This window comes from Microbulbifer sp. ALW1 (assembly GCF_009903625.1).
Taxonomy (GTDB): domain Bacteria; phylum Pseudomonadota; class Gammaproteobacteria; order Pseudomonadales; family Cellvibrionaceae; genus Microbulbifer.
This window is the reverse complement of sequence record NZ_CP047569.1, coordinates 2304039-2325582: the sequence shown is the minus strand read 5'-3', so window position 1 is coordinate 2325582 and position 21544 is coordinate 2304039. Positions and strand designations below refer to the sequence as shown.

General features: G+C 53.5%; 20 protein-coding genes and 1 pseudogene. 4 read left to right on the top strand and 17 right to left on the bottom strand.

The features are described 5' to 3' along the window. Window positions 1-101 precede the first annotated feature (101 nt). Entirely contained in the window at window positions 102-560 is a 459-nt protein-coding gene (locus tag GRX76_RS09595) for a hypothetical protein (RefSeq protein ID WP_160153110.1), read from the bottom strand. Between the two features lie 333 nt (window positions 561-893). Between GRX76_RS09595 and GRX76_RS09590 the strand changes: the two genes are divergently transcribed. Further along, window positions 894-1844 carry an IS110 family transposase gene (locus GRX76_RS09590; protein WP_160153109.1) on the top strand — a complete coding sequence of 317 codons (951 nt, stop codon included), beginning with the start codon at window positions 894-896 and terminating at the stop codon, window positions 1842-1844. A gap of 596 nt (window positions 1845-2440) precedes the next feature. Here GRX76_RS09590 and GRX76_RS09585 read toward each other — a convergent pair. From GRX76_RS09585 to GRX76_RS09565, 5 genes are all read right to left on the bottom strand, one after another. Next, complete coding sequence (locus tag GRX76_RS09585) at window positions 2441-3208, bottom strand: hypothetical protein (RefSeq protein ID WP_160153108.1); 768 nt, start codon at window positions 3206-3208, stop codon at window positions 2441-2443. A 137-nt stretch (window positions 3209-3345) separates the two neighbouring features. After that, the gene (locus GRX76_RS09580; protein WP_160153107.1) at window positions 3346-3807 is read right to left on the bottom strand and encodes a hypothetical protein; all 462 of its coding nucleotides are present in this window, start codon (window positions 3805-3807) and stop codon (window positions 3346-3348) included. A gap of 144 nt (window positions 3808-3951) precedes the next feature. Continuing rightward, on the bottom strand, window positions 3952-4236 hold the full coding sequence (locus GRX76_RS09575) for a hypothetical protein (RefSeq protein ID WP_160153106.1): 285 nt from the start codon (window positions 4234-4236) through the stop codon (window positions 3952-3954). A 917-nt stretch (window positions 4237-5153) separates the two neighbouring features. Further along, on the bottom strand, window positions 5154-5537 hold the full coding sequence (locus GRX76_RS09570) for a hypothetical protein (RefSeq protein WP_160153105.1): 384 nt from the start codon (window positions 5535-5537) through the stop codon (window positions 5154-5156). A 166-nt stretch (window positions 5538-5703) separates the two neighbouring features. Further along, complete coding sequence (locus GRX76_RS09565) at window positions 5704-6147, bottom strand: hypothetical protein (protein ID WP_160153104.1); 444 nt, start codon at window positions 6145-6147, stop codon at window positions 5704-5706. 360 nt (window positions 6148-6507) lie between these two features. On the opposite strand from GRX76_RS09565, the gene GRX76_RS09560 reads away from it, so the two are divergent. After that, a complete protein-coding gene (locus GRX76_RS09560; RefSeq protein ID WP_160153103.1) occupies window positions 6508-7488 on the top strand; it encodes an integron integrase in 981 nt (326 codons plus the stop codon). 57 nt (window positions 7489-7545) lie between these two features. Here GRX76_RS09560 and groL read toward each other — a convergent pair whose 3' ends face one another. The 3 genes and pseudogenes from groL to GRX76_RS19440 all read right to left on the bottom strand — a co-directional run. Beyond that, window positions 7546-9186 (bottom strand): chaperonin GroEL, encoded by a 1641-nt coding sequence (groL, locus tag GRX76_RS09555; protein WP_160153102.1) that lies wholly within the window; start codon window positions 9184-9186, stop codon window positions 7546-7548. Window positions 9187-9245: 59 nt separating this feature from the next. Then, entirely contained in the window at window positions 9246-9539 is a 294-nt protein-coding gene (gene groES, locus GRX76_RS09550; protein WP_160153101.1) for a co-chaperone GroES, read from the bottom strand. A 467-nt stretch (window positions 9540-10006) separates the two neighbouring features. Beyond that, window positions 10007-10343, bottom strand: a pseudogene (locus GRX76_RS19440) (FxsA family protein); the annotation flags it as partial. A 189-nt stretch (window positions 10344-10532) separates the two neighbouring features. On the opposite strand from GRX76_RS19440, the gene cfa reads away from it, so the two are divergent. After that, window positions 10533-11675, top strand: a complete 1143-nt coding sequence (gene cfa, locus GRX76_RS09540) for a cyclopropane fatty acyl phospholipid synthase (RefSeq protein ID WP_201276949.1) — start codon at window positions 10533-10535, stop codon at window positions 11673-11675. Between the two features lie 63 nt (window positions 11676-11738). On the opposite strand, the gene GRX76_RS09535 is transcribed toward cfa, so the two are convergent. Together GRX76_RS09535 and GRX76_RS09530 are read right to left on the bottom strand one after the other, a co-directional pair. Then, window positions 11739-12500: an SDR family oxidoreductase gene (locus GRX76_RS09535; protein WP_160153099.1), complete on the bottom strand. Its 762-nt coding sequence runs from the start codon at window positions 12498-12500 to the stop codon at window positions 11739-11741. A gap of 56 nt (window positions 12501-12556) precedes the next feature. Continuing rightward, window positions 12557-13621, bottom strand: a complete 1065-nt coding sequence (locus GRX76_RS09530; protein ID WP_236250616.1) for a DUF481 domain-containing protein — start codon at window positions 13619-13621, stop codon at window positions 12557-12559. Window positions 13622-13755: 134 nt separating this feature from the next. On the opposite strand from GRX76_RS09530, the gene GRX76_RS09525 reads away from it, so the two are divergent. Next, window positions 13756-14046 (top strand): MGMT family protein, encoded by a 291-nt coding sequence (locus GRX76_RS09525; protein ID WP_201276986.1) that lies wholly within the window; start codon window positions 13756-13758, stop codon window positions 14044-14046. A 107-nt stretch (window positions 14047-14153) separates the two neighbouring features. Here GRX76_RS09525 and GRX76_RS09520 read toward each other — a convergent pair whose 3' ends face one another. The 6 genes from GRX76_RS09520 to GRX76_RS09495 all read right to left on the bottom strand — a co-directional run bounded on the left by GRX76_RS09520 (window position 14154) and on the right by GRX76_RS09495 (window position 21516). Then, window positions 14154-15515, bottom strand: coding sequence for an MFS transporter (locus GRX76_RS09520; RefSeq protein ID WP_160153097.1), 1362 nt, complete (start codon window positions 15513-15515; stop codon window positions 14154-14156). A gap of 69 nt (window positions 15516-15584) precedes the next feature. Continuing rightward, window positions 15585-16115, bottom strand: a complete 531-nt coding sequence (locus GRX76_RS09515; RefSeq protein WP_160153096.1) for a YbhB/YbcL family Raf kinase inhibitor-like protein — start codon at window positions 16113-16115, stop codon at window positions 15585-15587. Between the two features lie 173 nt (window positions 16116-16288). After that, window positions 16289-17173, bottom strand: coding sequence for a threonine/serine dehydratase (locus GRX76_RS09510; RefSeq protein WP_236250640.1), 885 nt, complete (start codon window positions 17171-17173; stop codon window positions 16289-16291). A 138-nt stretch (window positions 17174-17311) separates the two neighbouring features. After that, complete coding sequence (ampE, locus tag GRX76_RS09505; RefSeq protein WP_160153094.1) at window positions 17312-18232, bottom strand: regulatory signaling modulator protein AmpE; 921 nt, start codon at window positions 18230-18232, stop codon at window positions 17312-17314. A gap of 92 nt (window positions 18233-18324) precedes the next feature. Beyond that, window positions 18325-18900: a 1,6-anhydro-N-acetylmuramyl-L-alanine amidase AmpD gene (gene ampD, locus GRX76_RS09500; RefSeq protein WP_160153093.1), complete on the bottom strand. Its 576-nt coding sequence runs from the start codon at window positions 18898-18900 to the stop codon at window positions 18325-18327. A 237-nt stretch (window positions 18901-19137) separates the two neighbouring features. Next, window positions 19138-21516: a DUF1631 domain-containing protein gene (locus GRX76_RS09495; RefSeq protein WP_160153092.1), complete on the bottom strand. Its 2379-nt coding sequence runs from the start codon at window positions 21514-21516 to the stop codon at window positions 19138-19140. Between the last annotated feature and the right edge of the window lie 28 nt (window positions 21517-21544).

Here is a 21544-nt window from a genome sequence, read left to right as displayed (position 1 = left end):
GCAATCAGGCGCGGCTTACTTTGTGTGCTTTTTGCACAAAAATGGGAGCGCAGCGACCGTGCAAAAAGTGCATAAAGTAAGACGTCGGCTGCATTGCATTGTTAGGCAGCGGGACCTTCCGCCACCACCTCTACCTCTTTGTAGCAAGAATCTTCGATGCTCTTATAGTTGAGAACGTTCTCACAGAAAGCTTTGTTTTCATTGTTACAAAATAAATCTAACGGCTCTAGCTGGATGAAATGACCAAATGACTCTCCATTCTCAGTAATGCGTATTCCCATATAAGGCGGCAGATCTGTAATTTCACTGTGATACCAAGATGCAGTTATGGAAATTTTATAATTTTCAGTCTTTGGAAAAAATTGGCCATAGCAACTAGGTACTACTAATCGTTTCCCAGCGATAGAAAATGAATGTTTCTCTAAATCTAAGACTGCAGGCTGATACTTTTCTGGCAACCCGACAAGCTGATTTCCTCGCAATTCAATGAGTCTATCTTGATGCGCCCAGGAAGAGCTATAAGCCGACATGAATAAAAGTATATAAAGTATTTTTTTCATTCTCACTGCCTAACGCCCGCAACAGGGGCGACCAATGCTATGCACATTTTGTGCGAAACTGGGAGCGCAGCGAGCTGCACAAAATGTGCATAGCGTTGGGCGTCCCGCGCAGGCCCGAAGGGCCGTAGCATACTGCTTGCGCTTGTATGGCCTAATTCCCCAAATATTCGGTAAGGTGAGACCCGTAACTTACCGTCATAAGTTACCGGCCTGGCAGCCCGATGAGCGATTGGTCAAAAGACCGTTAACAAGCGTGGGCGCCGGGCCGACCCGATTTGCAAACTCGAACAGTCGAATGGGCCTCGAGCCCGAATTTAGCAAGGAAGAGTCATCATGACAAACCAAAAGCTAACGAAGTCCAGGGTTAATGTCGGTGTCGATGTTGGAAAGTGGAGTTTGGATATCTGCATCCACGAGAAGGAGCTGGTATGGCAGGTGGAGAACACGCCAGAAGGCATCCGATCACTAATGAATCGCCTTTCACGATATCACGTTGAACGAATCGTTATGGAAGCGACCGGCAGATATGAATTCGCACTGGCGGAAGCGGCCTATGATAAGGGCTTACCGGTATGTATAGCTAAGCCGACCTCTGTCAGGAAGTATGCTGGCGCTATAGAGCAACTCGCAAAGACGGATCGCATTGACGCTCAGGTAATTGCGGAGTATGCGGCGGTAATCAAGCCCCGCGTGACGCCAGAAAAAAGTAAGAATCTTATAGCTATCAAAGACTTACTCGCCAGGCGTCGTCAAATACTGAGTCTTCGAACTCAAGAAATCAATCGTCGACACATTATGGACGGTGGGATCAAGCGCTCCTGTCGTCGACTGATAAAGTGCTTTGATGCTGAGATTGTCTGGGTCGAAAAAAGGCTTGAGAAGCTTGTAGAAACAGAGTCCGAATGGTCAGAGAAGCGAGAGATTCTAGAGTCAGCACCTGGTGTTGGGAAAACGCTTGCGTTCACCCTGTTAGCCGATATGCCAGAACTTGGCAGTTTGACGAACAAGCAGGCCTCTGCGCTCGTCGGAGTAGCAGCGATCAATCGTGATAGCGGAAAGATGCGCGGGAAACGACGGATTCAGGGAGGACGAGCCTCGGTCCGCACAACGCTTTATATGGCGACACTGAGTGCAACTCAATGCAACCCTGCGATCAAGGCTTTCTACAAAAATCTCGTAGCCCAAGGGAAGCACAAGAAAGTTGCTTTGACCGCCTGTATGCGAAAATTTATTACTATCCTGAATGCGATGATTCGAGAAAAACAAGCGTGGTGTGCAACTTAAATTTGGGGTGGTTGACACCACAGTCGCTTGTTAGGGCGGTTCACACCTTGGACTTCACAAACAGTAATATACATGATGCAAAGCATGTTATTAGAAATAGAAATGGATAAACAACTGCGCCAAACATTAGCGGCGCCCCAATTAAGCTCAGCATGCTAGTTTGCTCCCCAACTTTACCAAAAATCAAATAAATTGGAGCAAGGACCAGACCAGTTAACAACAATGAAAGGCCAGGAATCAAAAGAGAATTATAAAAAACCCAAATATACGAAACCCACCGACTAGAACTAAATATGAACGGACCAAGATAGAACCCACATAAACCCGCGAATATTGTAGCCAATATGTACCACTGTGGTTCGAAGCGAGCCACCATCAATCCAGAAAAAATCGCAGCTGCGGAATAAGTCACGGCACTTATAATTTTTATCCGTGTTTTTTCTTCCACATGGTTGTGAATCACTTTTTAGCCCTAACGCCGCAATCAGACGCGGCTTACTTTGTGTGCTTTTTGCACGAAAATGGGAGCGCAGCGACCGTGCAAAAAGCACACAAAGTAAGACGTCGGCTGCATTGCTTTGTTATATGCAGAACTATCAGTGCTCTCTGGCTTTTATTATTTCTCCAAGGGCCTTTAACGTTGGAGTTGATTCTTTTATTGCTTTCTGCACTTCTTTGTATGAAGCAATGGCTGAGCCAAAGGTTGGCGCCTGCTCCTCATGGCTAAGTGAAAAGAAGCTTGACCCAGTAGATGTAGCTTTTGCCACCTGTCCAGAAACGCTTTTGCTTCTCTCTAAGAGACTAGCCTGAACGACATTCTGTATATCTTCTCCACAGGAAGACTTTAGCTTTTGGGTAACCTGATGTATTTCCGTGTATATTTTTTCAGCAAACTTTTCAACCTCGTCAGGTGACGGGATGTAACCTTTATGGATCACCTTATTCCTAAATTCAATGATGTCCATATTGATTTGGTAGTTTACGCCAAACTCCATTAAATAAAGATATAGAAAGGCGCCAAGCTGTCGTTCTGACTGCCTAGAAACTTGCTTAAATGTCTTTGCCAATTCATCTTTATCAACTTTTTGTTTTGAGCAGAAGACGCTAATTACGAACTCAAAAAATCTTTCGTATGCGGATGAGAAAGTAGACGAAGCCTCTAGTGTATAACCTGCAAGTAATGCGTTAACAGCTGACTCAAGTAGAATTTCGAACTTTTGACTTTGTAACATCAAAGCACATTTGTGCCCTCTCCCACATTCGAAATGAGCCACAGGCTCATCATAATAATCTGCGAGAATTGGTTCGAATGATGGGTGCCCTAACTCTTTTTGACACTCCATACACATGGTAAAAATTTTCATATTTACTCTCTACTTACTAGGGCATATAACGCCGCGCTCAGCCGCAGCTAACTTTGTGCACATTTTGCGCGAAAATTGGGAGCGACAGCGACCGCGCAAAAGGTGCACAAAGTTAGCTGTCGGTCTGCAGCGCCTTGTTAAGGCAGTTTTCCAAAGTGGCTAAGTAAATGCTTGATCTTAGCCCCAGAATAGACATCAACCCGGCTAGACATTTCCTGGAGATCTTCGAGGCTCCGCGTTCTCGGGCCTACAGGAATTAACTCGCGACAAAAGGTTAACTCACTGTAACCGAACAAGAAAAAAACGTAGCTTTCGCCCAAGGTTACCCCTTCAAAGAGAGAGTCAAAACCGGTAGTTAAAGTAACACTTTTTTCCTTAATTCCTTTGAATGAGTGGTTTACCGCCACTTCTAATTTTGTTTCATTTCCATATTTTTTATTTGGGTCATAGACACCAGAAACAACTTGGCCCAGAAAAACATCTGTTGCTAGGTCTGCATGCGCTCCGATTTCCTGGTTGTATTTATTCTCATTATTGCATTCCCATGCAGTTGCATAGATTGAGAACAAGAGAAGAGCTAACCCTATTACTTTATTCATGGTTTGCCTTAACGCCCGCAACAGGGGCGACCAACGCTATGCACATTTTGTGCGAAACTGGGAGCGCAGCGACCCGCACAAAATGTGCATAGCGTTGGGCGTCCCGCGGAGGCCCGAAGGGCCGTAGCATACTGCTTGCGATTGTTAAGCATGTTCTTGCTCTATCGCTTGCTCTAGGGAATGTACGGCTGAGCTAACCGACGGGTGCCTACGAACCCAAAACTCACCCAAATACTCGCTTATTGATCTACTTGCGAGTAACGCTTCCATAGCTTTGCCTGTACGAGCCTGTAAAAGCTCATGAGCCAGATCCATTACGCCTTCGCTTTGCTCCGCTTGGGGAGTGCCAGCCTCTTCGTTCCATTCTTTTTGAATTGCTGAGATTAGCTTTCCCGCTGCCTTTTCTGAGTCAGATTTTTCTCTGGGCATGTTCTGATGCTTAACGCTGCTAGCAGGGGCGGCCGACGCGTAGCGTTGGACGTCCAGCCCAACCCCGAAGGGGATGGGCGAGCCTGCCTAGCCTGGTTATGGCTGACGCGCTCCGGACCAACTACTAGCACTTTGCCAGCCACGGCTTGGCTGGCCACTGCCCGAAAATTACAAGGAAAGAATATCGCACTTTCCCCAACCTATTTTTATCTTACCGGCACGCCACAACTCTGCAGCGGACTGCCCTCTTCTATCGAACCCGAGCGAACACTCTAGGAACGAAGCTGCTTGAATGTGCCATGGCACGAAGCCAAATACTGGACACAAAAACTGTGCGTAAAAGCTTGAGACGCACAGATACTAATTTTTACCGACCGGCACCATAACGCCGCGCTCAGGGGCGGCTTACTTTGTGCGCTTGATTGCGCAAAAATGGGAGCGAAGCGACCGCGCAATAAAGTGCACAAAGTAAGCCGTCGCCCTGCAGCGCCTTGTTATGGTATGCCGCACTCCGCGCTCGCTTTCCGGCACTTTGCCAGCCACGACTTGGCTGGCCACCGCCCATTTGAAAGTGGAAAGAATACCGTACTTTCCCCAACCTATAATTATCTTACCGGCACGCGACAATACTGCAGCGGACTACCCTATTCTACCGAACCAGAGCGAACACTCTAGGAACGAAACTGCTTGAATGTGTCCTGGCAAAACGCGAAATGCTGTATGCCAAAATAATGCGCAAACCTTGCAGCACCACAAAAACCTATTTTTACCGACCGGCACCATAACGCCGCCAGCAGGGGCAGCTTACCTTGAGCGCGTTTTGCGCAAAAATGGGAGCGCAGCGACCCGCGCAAAGCGTGCACAAGGTAAGCTGTCCCGCGGAGGGCCGAAGGCCCGCAGCATCCTGCCTGGCTTTGTTAACTGTTGCCTGGCAACAGGTCGTAGCGCCGAAATAGAGCATAAATGGCATAGGCCAAAAGTACGTAAACTGAACCTATTACAACACTAGTCGGAACAGCGAAGAGTGCTACCACCGCAAGAAATTTTAACCCTTCAACTGCGCCTGCATCCATAGCCGCTAAAAATGGAAACACCACCAATACAACGCTTAGAAAAACAATTGGTGCAAAACTGACCAGAACCATCATGCGAACATCTGGCTGGAACCAAATGTAAGTTCCATAGGCAACTGCAAATGGCACATAAAGCCAAACCCATAAATCCTGGAAGTGCTCCAATGGAATTAAAGCCGAAATTACCGGCATTAAAAAAACCGTGAACAAGTACAGAGCTTTTTTCATGCTTACAGTTAACGCCCACAGCAGGGGCGGCTTACTTTGTGCGCATTTTGCGCGAAACTGGGAGCGAAGCGACCCGCGCAAAAGGTGCACAAGGTAAGACGTCCCGCGGAAGCCCGGAGGGCTGTAGCAAACTGCCTGTGATTGTTATGGCTAATTGGCACGAAACCTACTCACTACCGTCTTTTATTAGCTTGGAAAGCACCAACTCACGTGTATCGAGACACAAAGCACTTCCGGTAGTTATCACCCCATTGCCGTTTAATTTTACCGATGGCCGCGGTTTTACATTTAGAAATACCCGAGAATTTTCTATGTATTCCTTTGAGACACACATAGATAGAAGCACATTACCGAAGCCTGGACGCTCCAACTCTGGGGCGAATTGAGCTACTACTTTATTGTTTTCATCAATAATATTTAAGTACGCAGAATCAATATATCGATTTTTATTCTCTACAAATTCACTGAGAAGTATCTGAAAGGATGTACAAGTTTGCCCCTGATGCTGATATACCTTTACATCTCGCACAAAAATTTCCGCGTCAGACTCTTCACATGCAAAGCTCTGATTTGCAAAGACAGCAAAAATCCCCAGCAGTATGTTTTTCATTATTCTCTCTATGAACCTGGCCTTAACCATAACATTTTAATCCTAGCCTCCAAGGCTACTATTCTTTGATTCTTATTCCTAGCGCCTTTTAACACCATAGTTGATCAAAATCCTAGTTAATTCAACGGTTTAGGGCCATTAATATCATTTAGCCCGCGACCATAAATCGCTCTGCTCGACCACTATCTTCAGCTCCCACAAAATACACAACTTATTGATTTTTCTATCTTTTTAGTCTTTTTCGACTGGGTCAGACGGAATAGTGGTCGGCATGCTGAAAATACAGGTTGATTCTTAGTCAAGTTTTGCCAAAATACTGTATAAAAATACACTCCTTGTCTTTGTGCAAAGGATTGCAGAATGGACGATATACCAACTCCCCTACCGGCCCGCCCAACTCGATTTATGGATCGATTCCGAGCGTTCATGCGTTCACGTCACATGGCGTACAAAACGGAGAAGACCTACTGTTTTTGGGTAAAGGACTTTATCCGGTTTCACAAGATGCAGCGCCCTGATGAGATGGGGACGAAGCATGTAGATGAGTGGCTGGGTTATTTGGCGAATCGCCGTGCAGTTTCTATCAACACTCAAAAGACGGCACTCAATGCGGTGGTCTTTTTATACAAGCAGTTTTTGAGTATCGACCTTGGTGATCTCCAGTTCGAGCGAACCAGTAAAGGGAAAAGACTACCCGTAGTGTTTACTCATGAAGAAGCGGTCGCTGTATTAGGGGAAATGCGGGGACATCATAAACTTGCCGCCAGCCTGATGTATGGTTCTGGCTTGCGGGTGATGGAAACGGTCAGGCTACGCGTACAGGATGTGGACTTTGGCCATCAATGCCTGTTTGTGCGTGAAAGCAAAGGCGAAAAATGGCGGCGAACCTTATTACCAAATTCACTTTTGCAGCCACTGAAAACCCAGGTGGAGTTTGCGCTGGCATTGCACCGACGCGATCTGGAAGAGGGTTTTGGAGAGGTATATTTACCGGGTGCCCTTGCCAAGAAATATCCGCGTGCTGCAACCAGTCCTGGCTGGCAGTACGTATTTCCTGCCCCAGAGAGAGCTACAGACCCCCGCAGCGGGGTAATTCGTCGTCATCACATTGGTGAGCAGCAAGTTCGCAGAGCAGTGGCAAATGCTCTGAGACTCACAGGCATCCGTAAGAAAGCCAGTTGCCATACATTTCGTCACTCTTTTGCCACCAACTTGCTGTCCAAAGGCACAGATATACGCAACATTCAGGAGCTATTGGGGCATAGTGACGTCAACACCACAATGATTTACACCCACGTAATCGGTGTGCATGAACGCGGTGTCGTCAGTCCGCTGGACTGAACCAATAAAAAACCCCGCATAAGCGGGGTTTTTTATTGGTTTGGCTGCAAGGCCGGCTTACATCATGCCGCCCATACCACCCATACCGCCCATGCCGCCCATATCAGGCATTGCAGGCTTGTCTTCAGGGATGTCAGCAACCATGGCTTCGGTGGTGATCATCAGGCCGGCGATAGAGGCAGCCGCTTGCAGTGCAGAGCGGGTTACCTTGGCCGGATCGAGGATACCCATTTCCAGCATATCACCGTATACACCGGTACCAGCGTTGTAGCCGAAGTTGCCTTCGCCCTGCTTCACCTTATCGACAACAACAGAGGCTTCGTCACCAGCATTGGTTACGATCTGACGCAGCGGCATTTCCATAGCGCGCAGCGCAGCAGCGATACCGTGGTTCTGGTCTTCGTTGTCGCCTTGAACAGAGATCGCCTGGATAGCGCGAACCAGAGCGGTACCGCCGCCAGGAACAACACCCTCTTCTACTGCAGCGCGGGTTGCGTGCAGGGCGTCTTCAACGCGGGCTTTCTTCTCTTTCATTTCGACTTCGGTGGCAGCGCCAACCTTGATCACCGCAACACCACCAGCCAGCTTGGCTACGCGCTCTTGCAGTTTCTCTTTGTCGTAATCGGAAGAAGATTCTTCGATCTGGGCACGGATTTGCTTCACACGTGCTTCGATGTCGCCAACATTGCCGGCGCCGTCAACGATCACGGTGTTTTCTTTGGACAGGGTTACGCGCTTGGCGGTGCCCAGGTGCTCCAGAGTGGCGCTTTCCAGCTCCAGACCAACTTCTTCAGAAATCACAGTGCCGCCGGTCAGGATGGCGATGTCTTGCAGCATGGCTTTGCGACGGTCGCCGAAGCCCGGTGCTTTCACCGCGGCAACTTTAACGATACCGCGCATGCTGTTTACAACCAGCGTCGCCAGCGCTTCGCCTTCTACGTCTTCAGCGATGATCAGCAGCGGCTTGGAAGCCTTGGCTACTTGCTCCAGCAGCGGCAGCAGGTCGCGGATGTTGGAGATTTTCTTGTCAACCAGCAGGATGAACGGGCTGTCCAGCTCGGCAGTCATGTTTTCCTGGTTGGTGATGAAGTAAGGAGACAGGTAGCCGCGGTCGAACTGCATACCTTCTACCACGTCCAGCTCGTTCTCGAGACCGGAACCTTCCTCAACGGTGATTACACCTTCTTTGCCCACTTTTTCCATCGCTTCCGCGATGATGGTGCCTACGTGCTCGTCGCTGTTGGCGGAGATGGTACCTACCTGGGCGATGGACTTGCTGTCTTCACAGGGAGTGGCCAGGCTGGCGATGTGCTCAACGGCCGCCGCAACGGCTTTGTCGATACCGCGCTTCAGGTCCATCGGGTTGAAGCCTGCAGCTACGGACTTGAGACCTTCGGTCACAATGGCTTGGGCCAGTACGGTAGCGGTAGTGGTGCCGTCACCAGCGGTGTCGGAGGCTTTGGAAGCAACTTCCTTCACCATCTGCGCGCCCATGTTTTCGAACTTGTCTTTCAGTTCGATTTCTTTGGCTACGGATACACCGTCTTTGGTTACGGTAGGCGCGCCGAAGGACTTGTCCAGTACCACGTTGCGGCCTTTCGGGCCCAGGGTGGTTTTTACGGCGTCAGCCAGGATGTTTACGCCGTTCAGCATTTTCTGGCGAGCGTCATCACCAAATTTAACGTCTTTTGCTGCCATGGTCTTAATTCCTCAATTCTGTTCGTGGTTGTCCGGTACCGGGGGCTATTTACCGAGTCTTAGCCTTCCAGTACGCCGTAGATGTCGCCTTCGCTCATGATGATCAGCTCTTCGCCGTCCACCTTGAGGGTGTTGCTGTCGGCATAACGGCCGAACACTACGGTGTCACCCACTTTTACAGACAGAGCGCGCACGTCGCCGTTATCCAGCAGCTTGCCTTCGCCTACCGCTACCACTTCGCCCTGGTTCGGCTTTTCTTTCGCGGCACCCGGCAGCACGATGCCACCGGCAGATTTGGCTTCTTCTTCCTTACGGCGTACGACGACGCGATCGTGCAAAGGACGAATTTTCATGGATTTGCTCTCCATTGAGTTATTTAGGGTTGCAATGTCAAGTGCCCTGGGCACGTTTGGCCCCGGGCAGGTCCGCCCCCTTTGGGGGGCAGGACAAAAACTTGGGGTGGAGCCTATCTGAGGGCTGGGAGGAGGATTTCAACAGTGGCAGAGAAAAAAAATGACGGGGCCCGGAAATCCGGGCAAAACGCAGGAGATACGCGTAATTTTTGATCAGATTTAGCGGGATTCATCCCGGTCATTGTGATCTTTGCCCTGATCTTTGCCCTGATCTTTGCCCTGATCTTCACGTTGATCTTTTCGCTGGTCTTCTCGTTGGTCTTCTCGTTGGTCTTCTCGTTGGTCTTCCCGTTGATAGTCCCCCTCGATCACGTCGTGAGAACCCTGCCCTCCCGGCCCATTGCTGGAGCCCGGGCCTGGCGGCGAGTATGGGCCGTAGCTGCTGCTCTGAACGACCACGATTCGACTGAGCAACTTGCCCAGTACCAGCTGCCGCAATCCAGGCACCAGGCAGGCGAAGCCGATCGCGTCGGTAATAAACCCCGGGGTCAGCAATAAAGCCCCGCCAACCGCAAGGAAAATCCCCTCCGCCATTTCCCGTGCGGGCATCTCCCCCGCCTGCATCTTCTGCTGGGCGCGCATAACGGTGGAAATTCCCTGATGGCGCAATAAAGCCAGGCCCACCACCGCCGTCAGCAACACCAGGCCGATGGTAGGCAGTGCCCCTATCTCCTGGCCGACGCTGATCAGCACCCACATTTCCAGAATCGGCATCACAATAAACAGGATCAACAATGGACGCATGGGGCTCTCCGCGGCTGAGAACAAGTCGGAATCCTGTGGCACAGGCGAACTTGGGCTTTTCCGATATGCTTAAGGGTCTAGTAGTCGACTTTCCTGGGGCGGGAATGGCCGTCATCAGGATACAGGCTCGCAGTTTAGCCACTGACCCTTGTGACGCGCAAATCGCCTCCAGCGACTATGGAGTCCACCATGGAAAGCGAAAGTAATCCAATGGCCCCAACGATCGACCGCCGCCGCCATTTTCTCGATGAGCTGTTCGCCCTGGCCGATATCCGGATTAACGGTGACAGGCCCTGGGACATGCAGCTTCACCGCAGCGCCGCACTGGATGAAATCGTTGCCAGGCACAGCCTCGGTCTCGGTGAGACCTATATGCGCGGCGACTGGAGCAGTCCAGCGCTGGACCAGTTTTTCCACAAGCTCCTGCGCGCCGACCTGCACAAAAAAGCCAAGCCTTTCCGCAATTTGTGGCGAATCGCCCGCGCCTATCTGGTCAATCTGCAAAGCCGCGGTCGCGCTTTCCAGGTCGGTGAGCAGCACTACGATCTCGGCAATGATTTCTACCAGGCAATGCTCGACAGCCGCATGACTTACAGCTGTGGCTACTGGCGAGAAGCACAGGATCTGGAAGACGCGCAGACAGCCAAACTGGACTTGATCTGCCGGAAACTGGGGTTACAACCCGGCATGCGCCTGCTGGATATCGGTTGTGGCTGGGGCAGTCTCCTCGGGTATGCAGCGGAGAAATACGGCGTCGAATGTGTCGGGGTCAGCGTTTCACGGGAACAGTGTCATTACATTGAGCAAACCTACGCCGAGCTCCCCATTGAGGTACACCTGCAGGACTACCGATCGCTCAACCGGCAATTTGACCGCGTTGCCAGCGTTGGTATGTTCGAGCATGTCGGTCGCAAGAATCACCGAGCCTTCATGCAGGTTGCCCGGCGTTGCCTGAACAAAGACGGATTGCTGCTGTTACACACCATTGGCAAAAATCAGCGTTTTTCCACCACCGATGCCTGGATCGATAAATATATCTTCCCCAATGGCGACCTGCCCTCTTCCGGGCAGATCTGCGACGGCGCGGAAGACCTTTTTATTGAGGAGGATCTGCACAACTTTGGCAGTGACTACGACAAAACCCTGATGGCCTGGCACCGGAATTTTGAAGCACGCTGGGACAACTTTGCAGATACCTTCGACCAGACGTTTTACCGCATGTGGCGCTATTACCTGCTGTCTTGCGCCGGCGCTTTTCGAGCGCGCCACATACAGCTCTGGCAGTGGATATTTTCCAACAAGCGGGAGGGTGGTGTGACCCGCGTTGTCTAGCGCTCAAAAACAAAAAAGGCGAGCCTGCAAGACTCGCCTTTTCAACTGACATCCAGTGTGCATTTACATGCGTGCACCGCCATCAATCTCGATCACGCGACCGGTCAGGTAGTCATTTTCAACAATGAACGACACGGTGCTCGCAATTTCATCCGGCTCGCCGATACGGCGCAGGGGCACCTGCTTGACCAGGCCTTCGAGAATTTCCGGTCGCATCTGCGCCACCATATCGGTGCCGATGAAACCGGGCGCAATGGCTGCTACCCGCACCCCATAGCGCGCCAACTCTCTTGCCCAGGTGACGGTCATGGTGGCGACACCCGCTTTCGACGCGGAATAGTTGGTCTGCCCCATATTCCCCGCGCGGGACACGCTGGAAATATTGACGATCACACCCCCATTTCCGCTTTCCGCCATAATCGCACCGGCAGCGCGAGTGCAGAGGAAAACACCGGTCAGGTTGACATCAATGACGGACTGCCACTGCGCCAGCGACATACGCTCGGTCACTTTGCCATCTTTTACCTTGAGCAACATGCCATCACGCATGATGCCGGCATTGTTCACCAGTACATCCAGTCCGCCAAAGTCCGCGGCGATGGCAGTAAAGCACTGGTCAACCGCCGCCTCGTCCGCGACATTGACCACATAGCTCCGCACCTCGGCATTATGAGCCTGGCACACCGTCACACTCTCATCCAGCCCCTGCTGGTTAACATCCAGCAACGCCAGGCGCGCACCGCGCTCTGCCAGATAAACCGCCATGGAACGGCCGAGTCCCTGCCCGGCGCCAGTAATGGCAATAATGCTATTTGCTACTTGCATGTGTACCTCAAAATTCAATCTTCATTGGCAACACGAGCCAATGAAAGCGTTACCCTTTACCAGGAATAGCCGACGCCAACGGTCATCTTGGTGTCTTCTTTTGCACTTTCGAGCGATGGGGTATTGTCGTACTGCCAAGCGTACTTCACTTCCATCAGAATGCCCTTCACCAGCGGTGTACGCACGCCAATTTCCGCATTGCTCTGGTAGTCCTCACTGCTATCCAGAGACTGCAGTAACTCCTGGTTGTAATAAACCTCCGGACCCAGGTCAAACTTGTAACGGAAATCCCAGGCCGTACGACCCGCGGCATAGCGCTTGCCAGATTTATCATTCAGGCTCGGGTCAATAAAGTCTTCCCGCAGGCTGTTCACACCACCCTGAATGGAAAAAGCAGATTTATCCGTATCGAAAAACAGATAACCGAGACCGAGACCCATCGTTGAGCTGAGGTCAATGTTCCGCGCTTCTTCATGCAGGAAAGCGCTGTTACCCGCGGCAAACCATTTCTCGGCAAAGATCCAGCGCAGATCGTAGCTGAGCCGGTACTTCTCCAGGTTGGTCACATCCGCACTGTTCTGATTCTGATACTGGGTACCGATCAGGTGATGGAAGTCACCATTGCGCACATCGAAATTGGCACTCACATCCCAGTCTTCACGCTCCCGGTTACCATCTTCGAAGACACCGGAAGCCGCCACGTTACCGCGAAAGATGATCGGGTCACCGACAAAGTTGATATAGGGTTCCGCGTGATCGATCGCCGGGAAATCCATCACCCAGCCCGAGCCTTCATCACAGTACAGTTCCCACTGCTGACGGCGGTGGCCGGCCAGTGCACAGGGCTCCTCGCGGCCGGCAATCTTCAGGTCTTTATCGGTTTCCAGAGACAGGATTTTGCTCTTTTCTACGGTAATATCGCCGAAGGTTTCGGACTTCCAAACCACGTGGTCACGCTCTACCACCACCAGCTCGCCGTGTACCCGGTCCCCATTGGTCAGGCTGAGAACACCGGCATCAGCCAGCGGCGCTACCAGTGCCGCTACTGCGAACAGCGCGTTTCGGGCAGGAGGTGCGGTAAAGCAGAAAGAGGAAAAGAGTCGGGATACAACAGAAAACACGAAACAACCTTTCGATAGCCTGGAGTTATTAATTAAAAGTGCGCAATAAGACCAAAAAAAATGGAAATAGTGCAACTTCAGGGCCTGATAAGGCGCAGGAGACCGTAACAGGCGGCCATGATGCCACAAGTCGCATCTGCCTTGCACTGGCACAGGTCCCGTCTGGGCGGGTAGTCACCTATGGTGGACTGGCGGAATTGGCCGGGCTACCGCGAGCGGCAAGGCTGGTGGGCCAGACATTGCGCAAGCTGCCCAAAGATACCCGCCTGCCCTGGCACCGGGTGCTGAACGCACAGGGCCGAATTTCATTGCCAGAACCCGGCGCCCAGCGGCAGATCCGGCGGCTTGAATCTGAGGGTATTGTGCTGATTAAAGGAAGAGTGGATCTGGGTCGCTATCGCTGGCCGCAGCCGGGAGAGCTCTGACGACCTCCACAAAGCAACCCCGCCAAAGCAGTCCCGACAAGCCCCCCGATAAACTGGGGCAATCGGAGCCCAACGGCGCCCCCGACAATTTGCCGGCCAAGGCACAATCAGGAAGTGGACGCAGCCCCTGCCTCCTCAGCCTCCTCCTTGCGGCTTCGCAACCACAGGTATACCGCCAGGATGATGGCTGGCAGCCCTAGTATCGCGGCATAGACAAAGAAGTGGGTATATCCCTGCGCATCGACCACAATACCGGAAAAACCGGCCACAATTTTCCCCGGCAACTTCATGATTGAGCTGAACAAGGCGTACTGTGTAGCGGTATAGGACTGATTCACCAGGCTCGAGAGGTAGGCAATAAAGACCGAGTTCGCAAGGCCACCACTAATGTTGTCGGCGCTAATGACAAATGCCAACCACATTTTGTCGGGTCCTTGCTGCGCCATATAGGCAAACAGGAGGTTGGTGACCGTGAGCATGCAGGCCCCCAGGATCAGCGGGCGCATGATTCCGTAACGGACCACCAACGCCCCGCCGAGAAAGGCGCCGGCGATGGTACAGAAGAAGCCAAATACCTTAGTAATCTGCGCGATATCGGTCTTGGAAAAGCCCAGATCCAGGTAGAAAGGATTGGCCATGATCCCCATGACGATATCGCTCAGAAGGTAAATACTGACAAAAAACAGCAGCAGTATCGAAAAGCGGCCGTTGCGCTGAAAAAATTCCAGGAAAGGACTGGCGACAGCGCGCACAAACCACTCTTTTACCCGGCTGTGTTGACCACTACCCAACACCTTCTCGACCCATTCGTGCTCGAACGTTTCGGCCTCCTCCTGCATCTTCCGGTGATCCGGCTCCTTGATGATGAATGTGGTAATAATGCCCACACACATGAGTGCCGCCATCGTGGTATAGGAAACGTACCAGTTGAGCTGGTCGGCAATCACCAGAGCACCGGCACCGGAGATAAGCACGGCCACCCGATAGCCGAACACATAATTCGCCGCCATGGCTCCCTGGAATTCCTGCTCTACCGCTTCAATCCGGTAGGCATCCACCACCACATCTTGTGATGCGGAGAAAAATGCGACCGCCAGTGAAACCAGTGCCACCTGCAGGATCGCCAGCTGCGGATTCAGATTCGCCATCCCGTAAAGCCCAATCGCCAGGCCTATTTGGGAAACCAACATCCAACTACGACGTTTACCCATCTTCCGGGTAAGCCAGGGGATCGGAACCGCATCGATAAAGGGAGCGATGACAAATTTGAACGCAAAAATGACCCCAACCCAGGCAAAAAAACCGATGGCGGTACGGCTGATACCGAAATCGCGCAGCCAGGCGGCAAGAGTGGAAAACACCAGGGCATAAGGCAGGCCGGAGGAAAACCCGAGGAAAAACATCGCCAACACCCGGGGCTTAAAGTACACCAGGAATGCTTCCAGCCAACCGACTTGTTGCTTCACCATCTAGAGCGATTCCTTATTGTCCGTTTTTGAGTGAGCGATTCTAAAAGAGCAGGACAGCAACGCCGCTTGTCAGCGGCCAAACTTCGCTTCCAGTGTTGCTTCCGCCAGTTTGCTGCTGTTGATGAGAGCAATGACCTCTGCAACCGAGCTGTTATCACCCAATGGCAATTGCTCGATATTGAGCGCATACACCTTGAACTGGTAGCGGTGGTCGCCATGACCTTCCGGTGGGCAGGCGCCACCGTATCCGGGACTGCCGAAGTCTGTGCGGCTCTGCGTAGCCTCGGGAATCAGGCCGGCCTTGAGCTCCCCAGCACCCTCGGGCAAATCGGTAACACCCGCTGGAATGTTGAATACAATCCAGTGCCACCAGCCGCCCTCTTTGGGCGCATCCGGGTCATGCATCACCAGCGCATAACTTCGGGTTCCTTCCGGTGCCCCCCGCCAGCTCAATTGCGGCGAAATGTTCTCACCGCCACAATCAGGGCCGGAGTAAAGCTGGGCCCGACGCAAGCGTTCGCCTTCGGCGATGGTCGTCGATGACAAGGTAAATTCACCTGCGACGACCAATCCCGAGCCCCCGAACAGCGCAATCATCATCAAGGCTTGCAAGAGTTTAGCAGTCCCATTACTGCGAATAAGCCCGCCTCTGAATCCGGATTTGATACTACTGAACATAGAGATAAATCCCTGGAGCTAAATCCTGGTGCTAAATACGGAGGTAAAGCCGGAGATAAACCCTCGAAGTAAGCCCCCCGGGCCGAGAGCGGTGCTCACCGCATAAGATCGCCAACGGTCGCCAGATCCATATTCCCGCCGGTCAGTACCAACACCACCCGCTTGTTTTTGAAGCGTGCCGGATGCGCCAGTACCGCCGCCAGGCTTACTGCGGCGGAAGGTTCCACCAGCTGCTTGGTACGACGCCAAATCAACTTCATCGCCGCCAGGATATCCGCCTCGGAAACCGTCACCACATCGTTTATGGTCCTGCGAATCAGGACAAAGTTCCGCAGGCCCAGAGTGGTACGCAGGCCATCGGCCATGGTATCCGGGCTCTGCTCCGTGACCCGCTGCCCGCTGCGAAACGAACGCTGGGCGTCATCTGCCCCCGCTGGTTCCGCACCCAGTACTTTGACTTCCGGCGCCAGCGCAGAAATGGCCAAGCCTACCCCCGCCAGCAGCCCGCCGCCGCCCACTGGCGCCACGACCAGATCCGGCGTAAAACCTTGCTCCCGGCACTGACCGATGATTTCCTGCGCGACCGTTCCCTGGCCAGCGATAATACGGCGGTCGTCGAACGGAGGTACCACGTGGGCCCCAGTGCGCGCCACTACATCGGCCAGGGTGCTTTCCCGCGCTTCCAGTGTCGGCGCACAATAAATGATATCCGCACCATAAGCCGCGACGGCCTCGCGCTTCGCGAGCGGGGCATTGTCCGGCATAACGACCGTACACTTCATCCCTCGCTCCGCCGCAGCCCAGGCTAGCGCCGCGCCATGATTACCTGAACTATGGGTCGCGACCAGCGAAGTGCCTGCCGGTAAAAGCGCAACCGCATTGGCAGCCCCGCGCGCCTTAAACGCGCCTACTTTTTGCAAGTGCTCACATTTAAAAAAGATTTCCGCGCCGGCCGCCGCATTAATAGCGCGACTGGTCATCAGGGGCGTACGATGTATTTTCCCCGTCAGCCGCTGCGCAGCGGCAAACACTTCCGCCGCTTCGGGAATATCGGCTACGACAGAAGTATTCGTGTCGGCATCGAAAGCTGGAATCTCTGACATCAATCAATACCACTCTCAGCTAACAAAAATCACGTAAAGCGCAATCACCGTCAACCACATCAGTAGCGCCCGGGATAACAGGCTTTGCAGCGCTTCCAGTTCCGCGCCACAGAGTCGCTGCCCCTCACTGACCGCCACTCCGGCGCTGCACTCGCTACTTTCAATACCGCCCAACGCGCCTTCGAGATAGTATTCGAGCACGTCCGCCGAACCGCTCTCTTTACAGGTCAGGTGCTCCCGCCAGGCCCGGTAGCAACCGGCAAAATTGCCCACGATCGCCAGCGTAAAGCCCAGTACCCGCACCGGGAGCCACTCAAGTAACCACAACCACTTTTGTGCCAGCTGGACATCAACCCCGACGGCAGCCACAGCCTCATCCGATTCCGCTGGGGACGGTGCAGCGGTTGTGTCCACATAGAGCTGACTCACCCGGTACAGCACGGCCCCGGGAACACCCAGTAGCAGGAACCAGAACAACACCGCGAACAGTCGCTCGAAGGCCCGGTAGGCTGCGGCGCGAAACACAATCCGGTGCAGAGACTGGGCGTCGCTGGGCGCCTCTTTCTGCACCCCTTTCAGCAGGGGCTCCGCTTCGATATAAGCGCCTTCCAGATCATTCCGGTACCAGGCGCGCAGATAGCTGGAAAGTGCATCGTTGAAGTTACCGCGACCAAAGCTATACAGCAGCAGTGGCACACTCACCAGTAACACCCCCAGACCACCGAGCATGGATTCAGCAAACGCCAGAACGACCGCCGCTAACAATACGGGCAGTAGGACAACAACACCGAACTCAAGTCCCTGCTTTTGGGCAAAGGTCTGCTGCCGCGCCACCGCCTGTCGCCAGCGCAAAAACCAGCCATCCCGATGGAGTGGGCCTCCAGAGCCCCAGACCTGCACCAGTCCCAATGCAAACAGCACAATCAAAAGCGCCATAGCACTCCCCAAATGTAGTTTTAATTTTCAAATAAACACAGGTAAACGCAGGTTTCGCCCTAATGCCTCACCTGACGCTCAAACCGCAGGTCTCAGACAAGTGGCGTATCGCCCGTCAATTGATCCAACTGCTCAAAATACAACGTCCAGTCAAATCCAGGCCCCGGATCCAGCTTGCGACCCGGGGCAATTTCCGAGTGACCGGTAATGCGCGATTTATCGATGGTCGGGTAGGCCTCCATGATCGCGACCGACACCTCCGCCAGTGACGCATATTGCGCGGGTGTATAAATATCGGTGTCCAAGCCTTCCAGCTCGATACCGATGGAGAAATCATTGCAGTTTTCCCGGCCACAAAACGTCGATTGCCCCGCATGCCAGGCGCGATCATCAAACGGGACATATTGCGTGACTCGTCCATTGCGATCGATCAACAGATGCGCAGAAACCTGCAGGGTGCCAATTTCCGAGAAATAAGGATGCGCATCTATATCCAGATGGCCGAGGAAAAACTCATCGATGTAGGAGCCGCCGTACTGCCCCGGCGGCAAGCTGATGCTGTGAATTACCAACAGGTCTATTTCTGCATTGTCCGGGCGACTATTGCAGTGCGGACTCGGCACCCGGCGAACACCGGACAACCAACCTGACTGGACCTGATATTTCACAAACGCGACTCCGCTGAGCTAAAGCAGAGGGTTATTCTATGGAAGCGACGAAGTAACTGCCAATAGCTGATACCCATTCCCGGCAACAAGGTGGGTATTCCCAAGCTTAGCTAAGAAAAACGAACGAAAAACAAACAAAAAAAACCGGGGAAGCCCCGGTTCTTTCGTGAATCGATCCCTCACAGCACACTTTGCCAGCGAAGCCGCCGCACGCTGCGCTGGCTAGTCCTGCGGGTATCACACGGTAATGGCTATTTTGCTCTCGCCGAAATTGCCCACCACATACTCGAGCGCTCGCTCAAACAGTGGCCCCTGCTCCAGCGGCAACAACTCTTCACTGCGCAGCGCGTGGGCCAGTTCCAGCCGGGAGTAGACGCCAACCTTGGCCCCCTGGCGATTAACAAACATGAACTGATCCAGGTCGCTGATGATCGCCGCAAGTCGACAGCGCACCGGCAACTTTTCCGGGTGACGCAGCAGAAACCAGCTGTCTTTCAGGTGGTACGTCTGCTGCCAGTGGCTGTCTCCCTGAGGTAGTGGCTGCAGCTTCTCTGACTTCGGCATCACGGCGGCGGTTACCACCTGTTGAATTTGCTCCACTTCAGGCAGCGCGGGCTGTGAGGCATACAGCTCGCGAGACTCATCTGCTGCCGTATCGACAACGTCGGTCACAGGCGCGGCGGTTGCTGCCACTTCCGCCTCGGGAATCGCCAGGACACTGTCCGCCTCCCGTCGCAACTCCTGAACCAGACGCTCACGAGTGCGACGCTCGCGTTCACACGCCACCCGCTCTCCGAGCTTCTGCCGCTCACGGTACAACACTTCCAATCCACCCAGTAGGCGCTGGCAGTCACCGTTACTCAAAGACAGGGATTGCGCCCCCTCTTCCAGTCGTTTTTTCAGTACCGGAAGCAGGCGCTGCATTTTAACGCTGCTTTCAGGCATAGGAGCCACCACGCTCCAGATCAGATCACGCGCGGTCAGTACGTGCTGGCGCCATACGCCGCTGTCAGTCCCCTCTTTCAGGCAGGTCCTGAAAAGCACGCTGCTCCACACGCGGTTCAACCACTCGTACACAATTTTTGGCAACTTCCGCTCAGCGGTAAGCGCATCAAATACCGCGGCTACCCGCGCCTTCGCCGCTTCCACGCGCGCAGTGCCCTGCGCCTCATCAATAGTCCGCCGTTCCATCACCGCGGCACGTTTGCGCTCCCGTACGGAAAATTCCCGGAACGTTTCCAGCAGGCGCACAAATACCGATTCATCTTCATTGTATTCCGCAAGCACACCTTCAACGATGGTGCAGACTTCACGATACAGCGGGTCGTTCAGGAAATTTTCCCCGGGCTGCCAGCCGATGGCCGCATCGGCCAGTTCATTCAGCAATCGCCGCGCGGGGTGCCCGCCCTTGCTGAAAAAGGCTTTGTCTGCCACCGCCAATTTCAGCATCGGCAACTGCAATCGGATCAACTGAACCTTGATGGGCTCAGCCAGGTTGCGATCCTCCAGCATGAAGGAAAACAGCATATCCACCAGCCGAATGACTTCACTGTCCAGCTCGTGCAGTGAAGCGCTCTGCTTGGCCGTAACCAGGCGCTCTTCCAGCATGCTGGACACATCAACCAGTTGCCCGGTTACCCCCGATTGGGCAGGCAGCGCCATTTGCAGCTGCCCCAGGTGTTGCAACAGAGTTGGCGTGGCCATGGGGGCAACCCCCATACCTGCGGGCATCAGCCCCGGTGCAAAGTGGCCGCCGGTGGTACCGCGATCCAATGGGTTGCCAGTCAATCCGCTGCCTGCAACCCCCGACATAGCGCCGGCATACCCCATACCCGCCTGAGGCGGCACCGCGGCCGAGGTCGCTGAGATCATCGGAGCATCGGAGCCGGCCAGCGACTCTTCGCCCAGCGCGCCAGACGGTGCACCTGGCACGCGATCAGCAGCCTGACTGGGCGAAATATTGCGGCCCTTGTGGTGGCGCAGCGGGTCCTCAATGGTCGGCAGCACACCCTGCTCAATCAGGAGGGCGTTACACGCCTCATACAACTCACCCAGCCGGCCCACCAGATGCTGTTCAAATTTCTTGAACACCGTCATGCGTACCCGCAGAGACACGTCCAGATCCGTCAGCACCTCTGCAAAGGCCGCGCACACGGTGCCCGGTCCGAGCGGCAGGTTTTCATCGTAAATTTTGTGCGGCAGCAGGGTATCCAGGCGCAGAGAAAGCGCGGCAATGGCTTCCGCATGATCCCGTTTGACATTGGAAATCATGGTGCGGATAACCACCTGCTGCTCCAGCTCATCATTATTGAGTAACGACAGGCTTTTCAGCGACGCGGGCGACTGGGTTGGATCTTCACCGGGGGCATCATTGCGCGGGGTGTGGAATCGGTCTTCAACGCCATCGCAAAAACCGTCGATCAAATCGCCAAGCTCAACCCGCAGTACTCGAATTGCCTGAAAAAGGCGATCCTGTTCCTCTTGCTGGTGTGCCTTTTCGGCCATGGCAAACAGCGAGTCATCAACTTGCGCAAAGACCTCTTGTGCGCGCGACTCCAGCCATTGTGCAGTTTTCTGATTAACAAGACTTACGGTCTTGGAAAGCTGCCGGGGCATGCTATTTCGGCTATCCGCTCGAAACCTG

What these genes read in the sequence shown, in the direction of transcription:
- GRX76_RS09595 (WP_160153110.1), bottom strand. Translation starts at nt 560, where the DNA reads ATGAAAAAAATACTTTATATACTTTTATTCATGTCGGCTTATAGCTCT.
- GRX76_RS09590 (WP_160153109.1), top strand. Translation starts at nt 894, where the DNA reads ATGACAAACCAAAAGCTAACGAAGTCCAGGGTTAATGTCGGTGTCGAT.
- GRX76_RS09585 (WP_160153108.1), bottom strand. Translation starts at nt 3,208, where the DNA reads ATGAAAATTTTTACCATGTGTATGGAGTGTCAAAAAGAGTTAGGGCAC.
- GRX76_RS09580 (WP_160153107.1), bottom strand. Translation starts at nt 3,807, where the DNA reads ATGAATAAAGTAATAGGGTTAGCTCTTCTCTTGTTCTCAATCTATGCA.
- GRX76_RS09575 (WP_160153106.1), bottom strand. Translation starts at nt 4,236, where the DNA reads ATGCCCAGAGAAAAATCTGACTCAGAAAAGGCAGCGGGAAAGCTAATC.
- GRX76_RS09570 (WP_160153105.1), bottom strand. Translation starts at nt 5,537, where the DNA reads ATGAAAAAAGCTCTGTACTTGTTCACGGTTTTTTTAATGCCGGTAATT.
- GRX76_RS09565 (WP_160153104.1), bottom strand. Translation starts at nt 6,147, where the DNA reads ATGAAAAACATACTGCTGGGGATTTTTGCTGTCTTTGCAAATCAGAGC.
- GRX76_RS09560 (WP_160153103.1), top strand. Translation starts at nt 6,508, where the DNA reads ATGGACGATATACCAACTCCCCTACCGGCCCGCCCAACTCGATTTATG.
- groL (WP_160153102.1), bottom strand. Translation starts at nt 9,186, where the DNA reads ATGGCAGCAAAAGACGTTAAATTTGGTGATGACGCTCGCCAGAAAATG.
- groES (WP_160153101.1), bottom strand. Translation starts at nt 9,539, where the DNA reads ATGAAAATTCGTCCTTTGCACGATCGCGTCGTCGTACGCCGTAAGGAA.
- cfa (WP_201276949.1), top strand. Translation starts at nt 10,533, where the DNA reads ATGGAAAGCGAAAGTAATCCAATGGCCCCAACGATCGACCGCCGCCGC.
- GRX76_RS09535 (WP_160153099.1), bottom strand. Translation starts at nt 12,500, where the DNA reads ATGCAAGTAGCAAATAGCATTATTGCCATTACTGGCGCCGGGCAGGGA.
- GRX76_RS09520 (WP_160153097.1), bottom strand. Translation starts at nt 15,515, where the DNA reads ATGGTGAAGCAACAAGTCGGTTGGCTGGAAGCATTCCTGGTGTACTTT.
- GRX76_RS09515 (WP_160153096.1), bottom strand. Translation starts at nt 16,115, where the DNA reads ATGATGATTGCGCTGTTCGGGGGCTCGGGATTGGTCGTCGCAGGTGAA.
- GRX76_RS09510 (WP_236250640.1), bottom strand. Translation starts at nt 17,173, where the DNA reads ATGACCAGTCGCGCTATTAATGCGGCGGCCGGCGCGGAAATCTTTTTT.
- ampE (WP_160153094.1), bottom strand. Translation starts at nt 18,232, where the DNA reads ATGGCGCTTTTGATTGTGCTGTTTGCATTGGGACTGGTGCAGGTCTGG.
- GRX76_RS09495 (WP_160153092.1), bottom strand. Translation starts at nt 21,516, where the DNA reads ATGCCCCGGCAGCTTTCCAAGACCGTAAGTCTTGTTAATCAGAAAACT.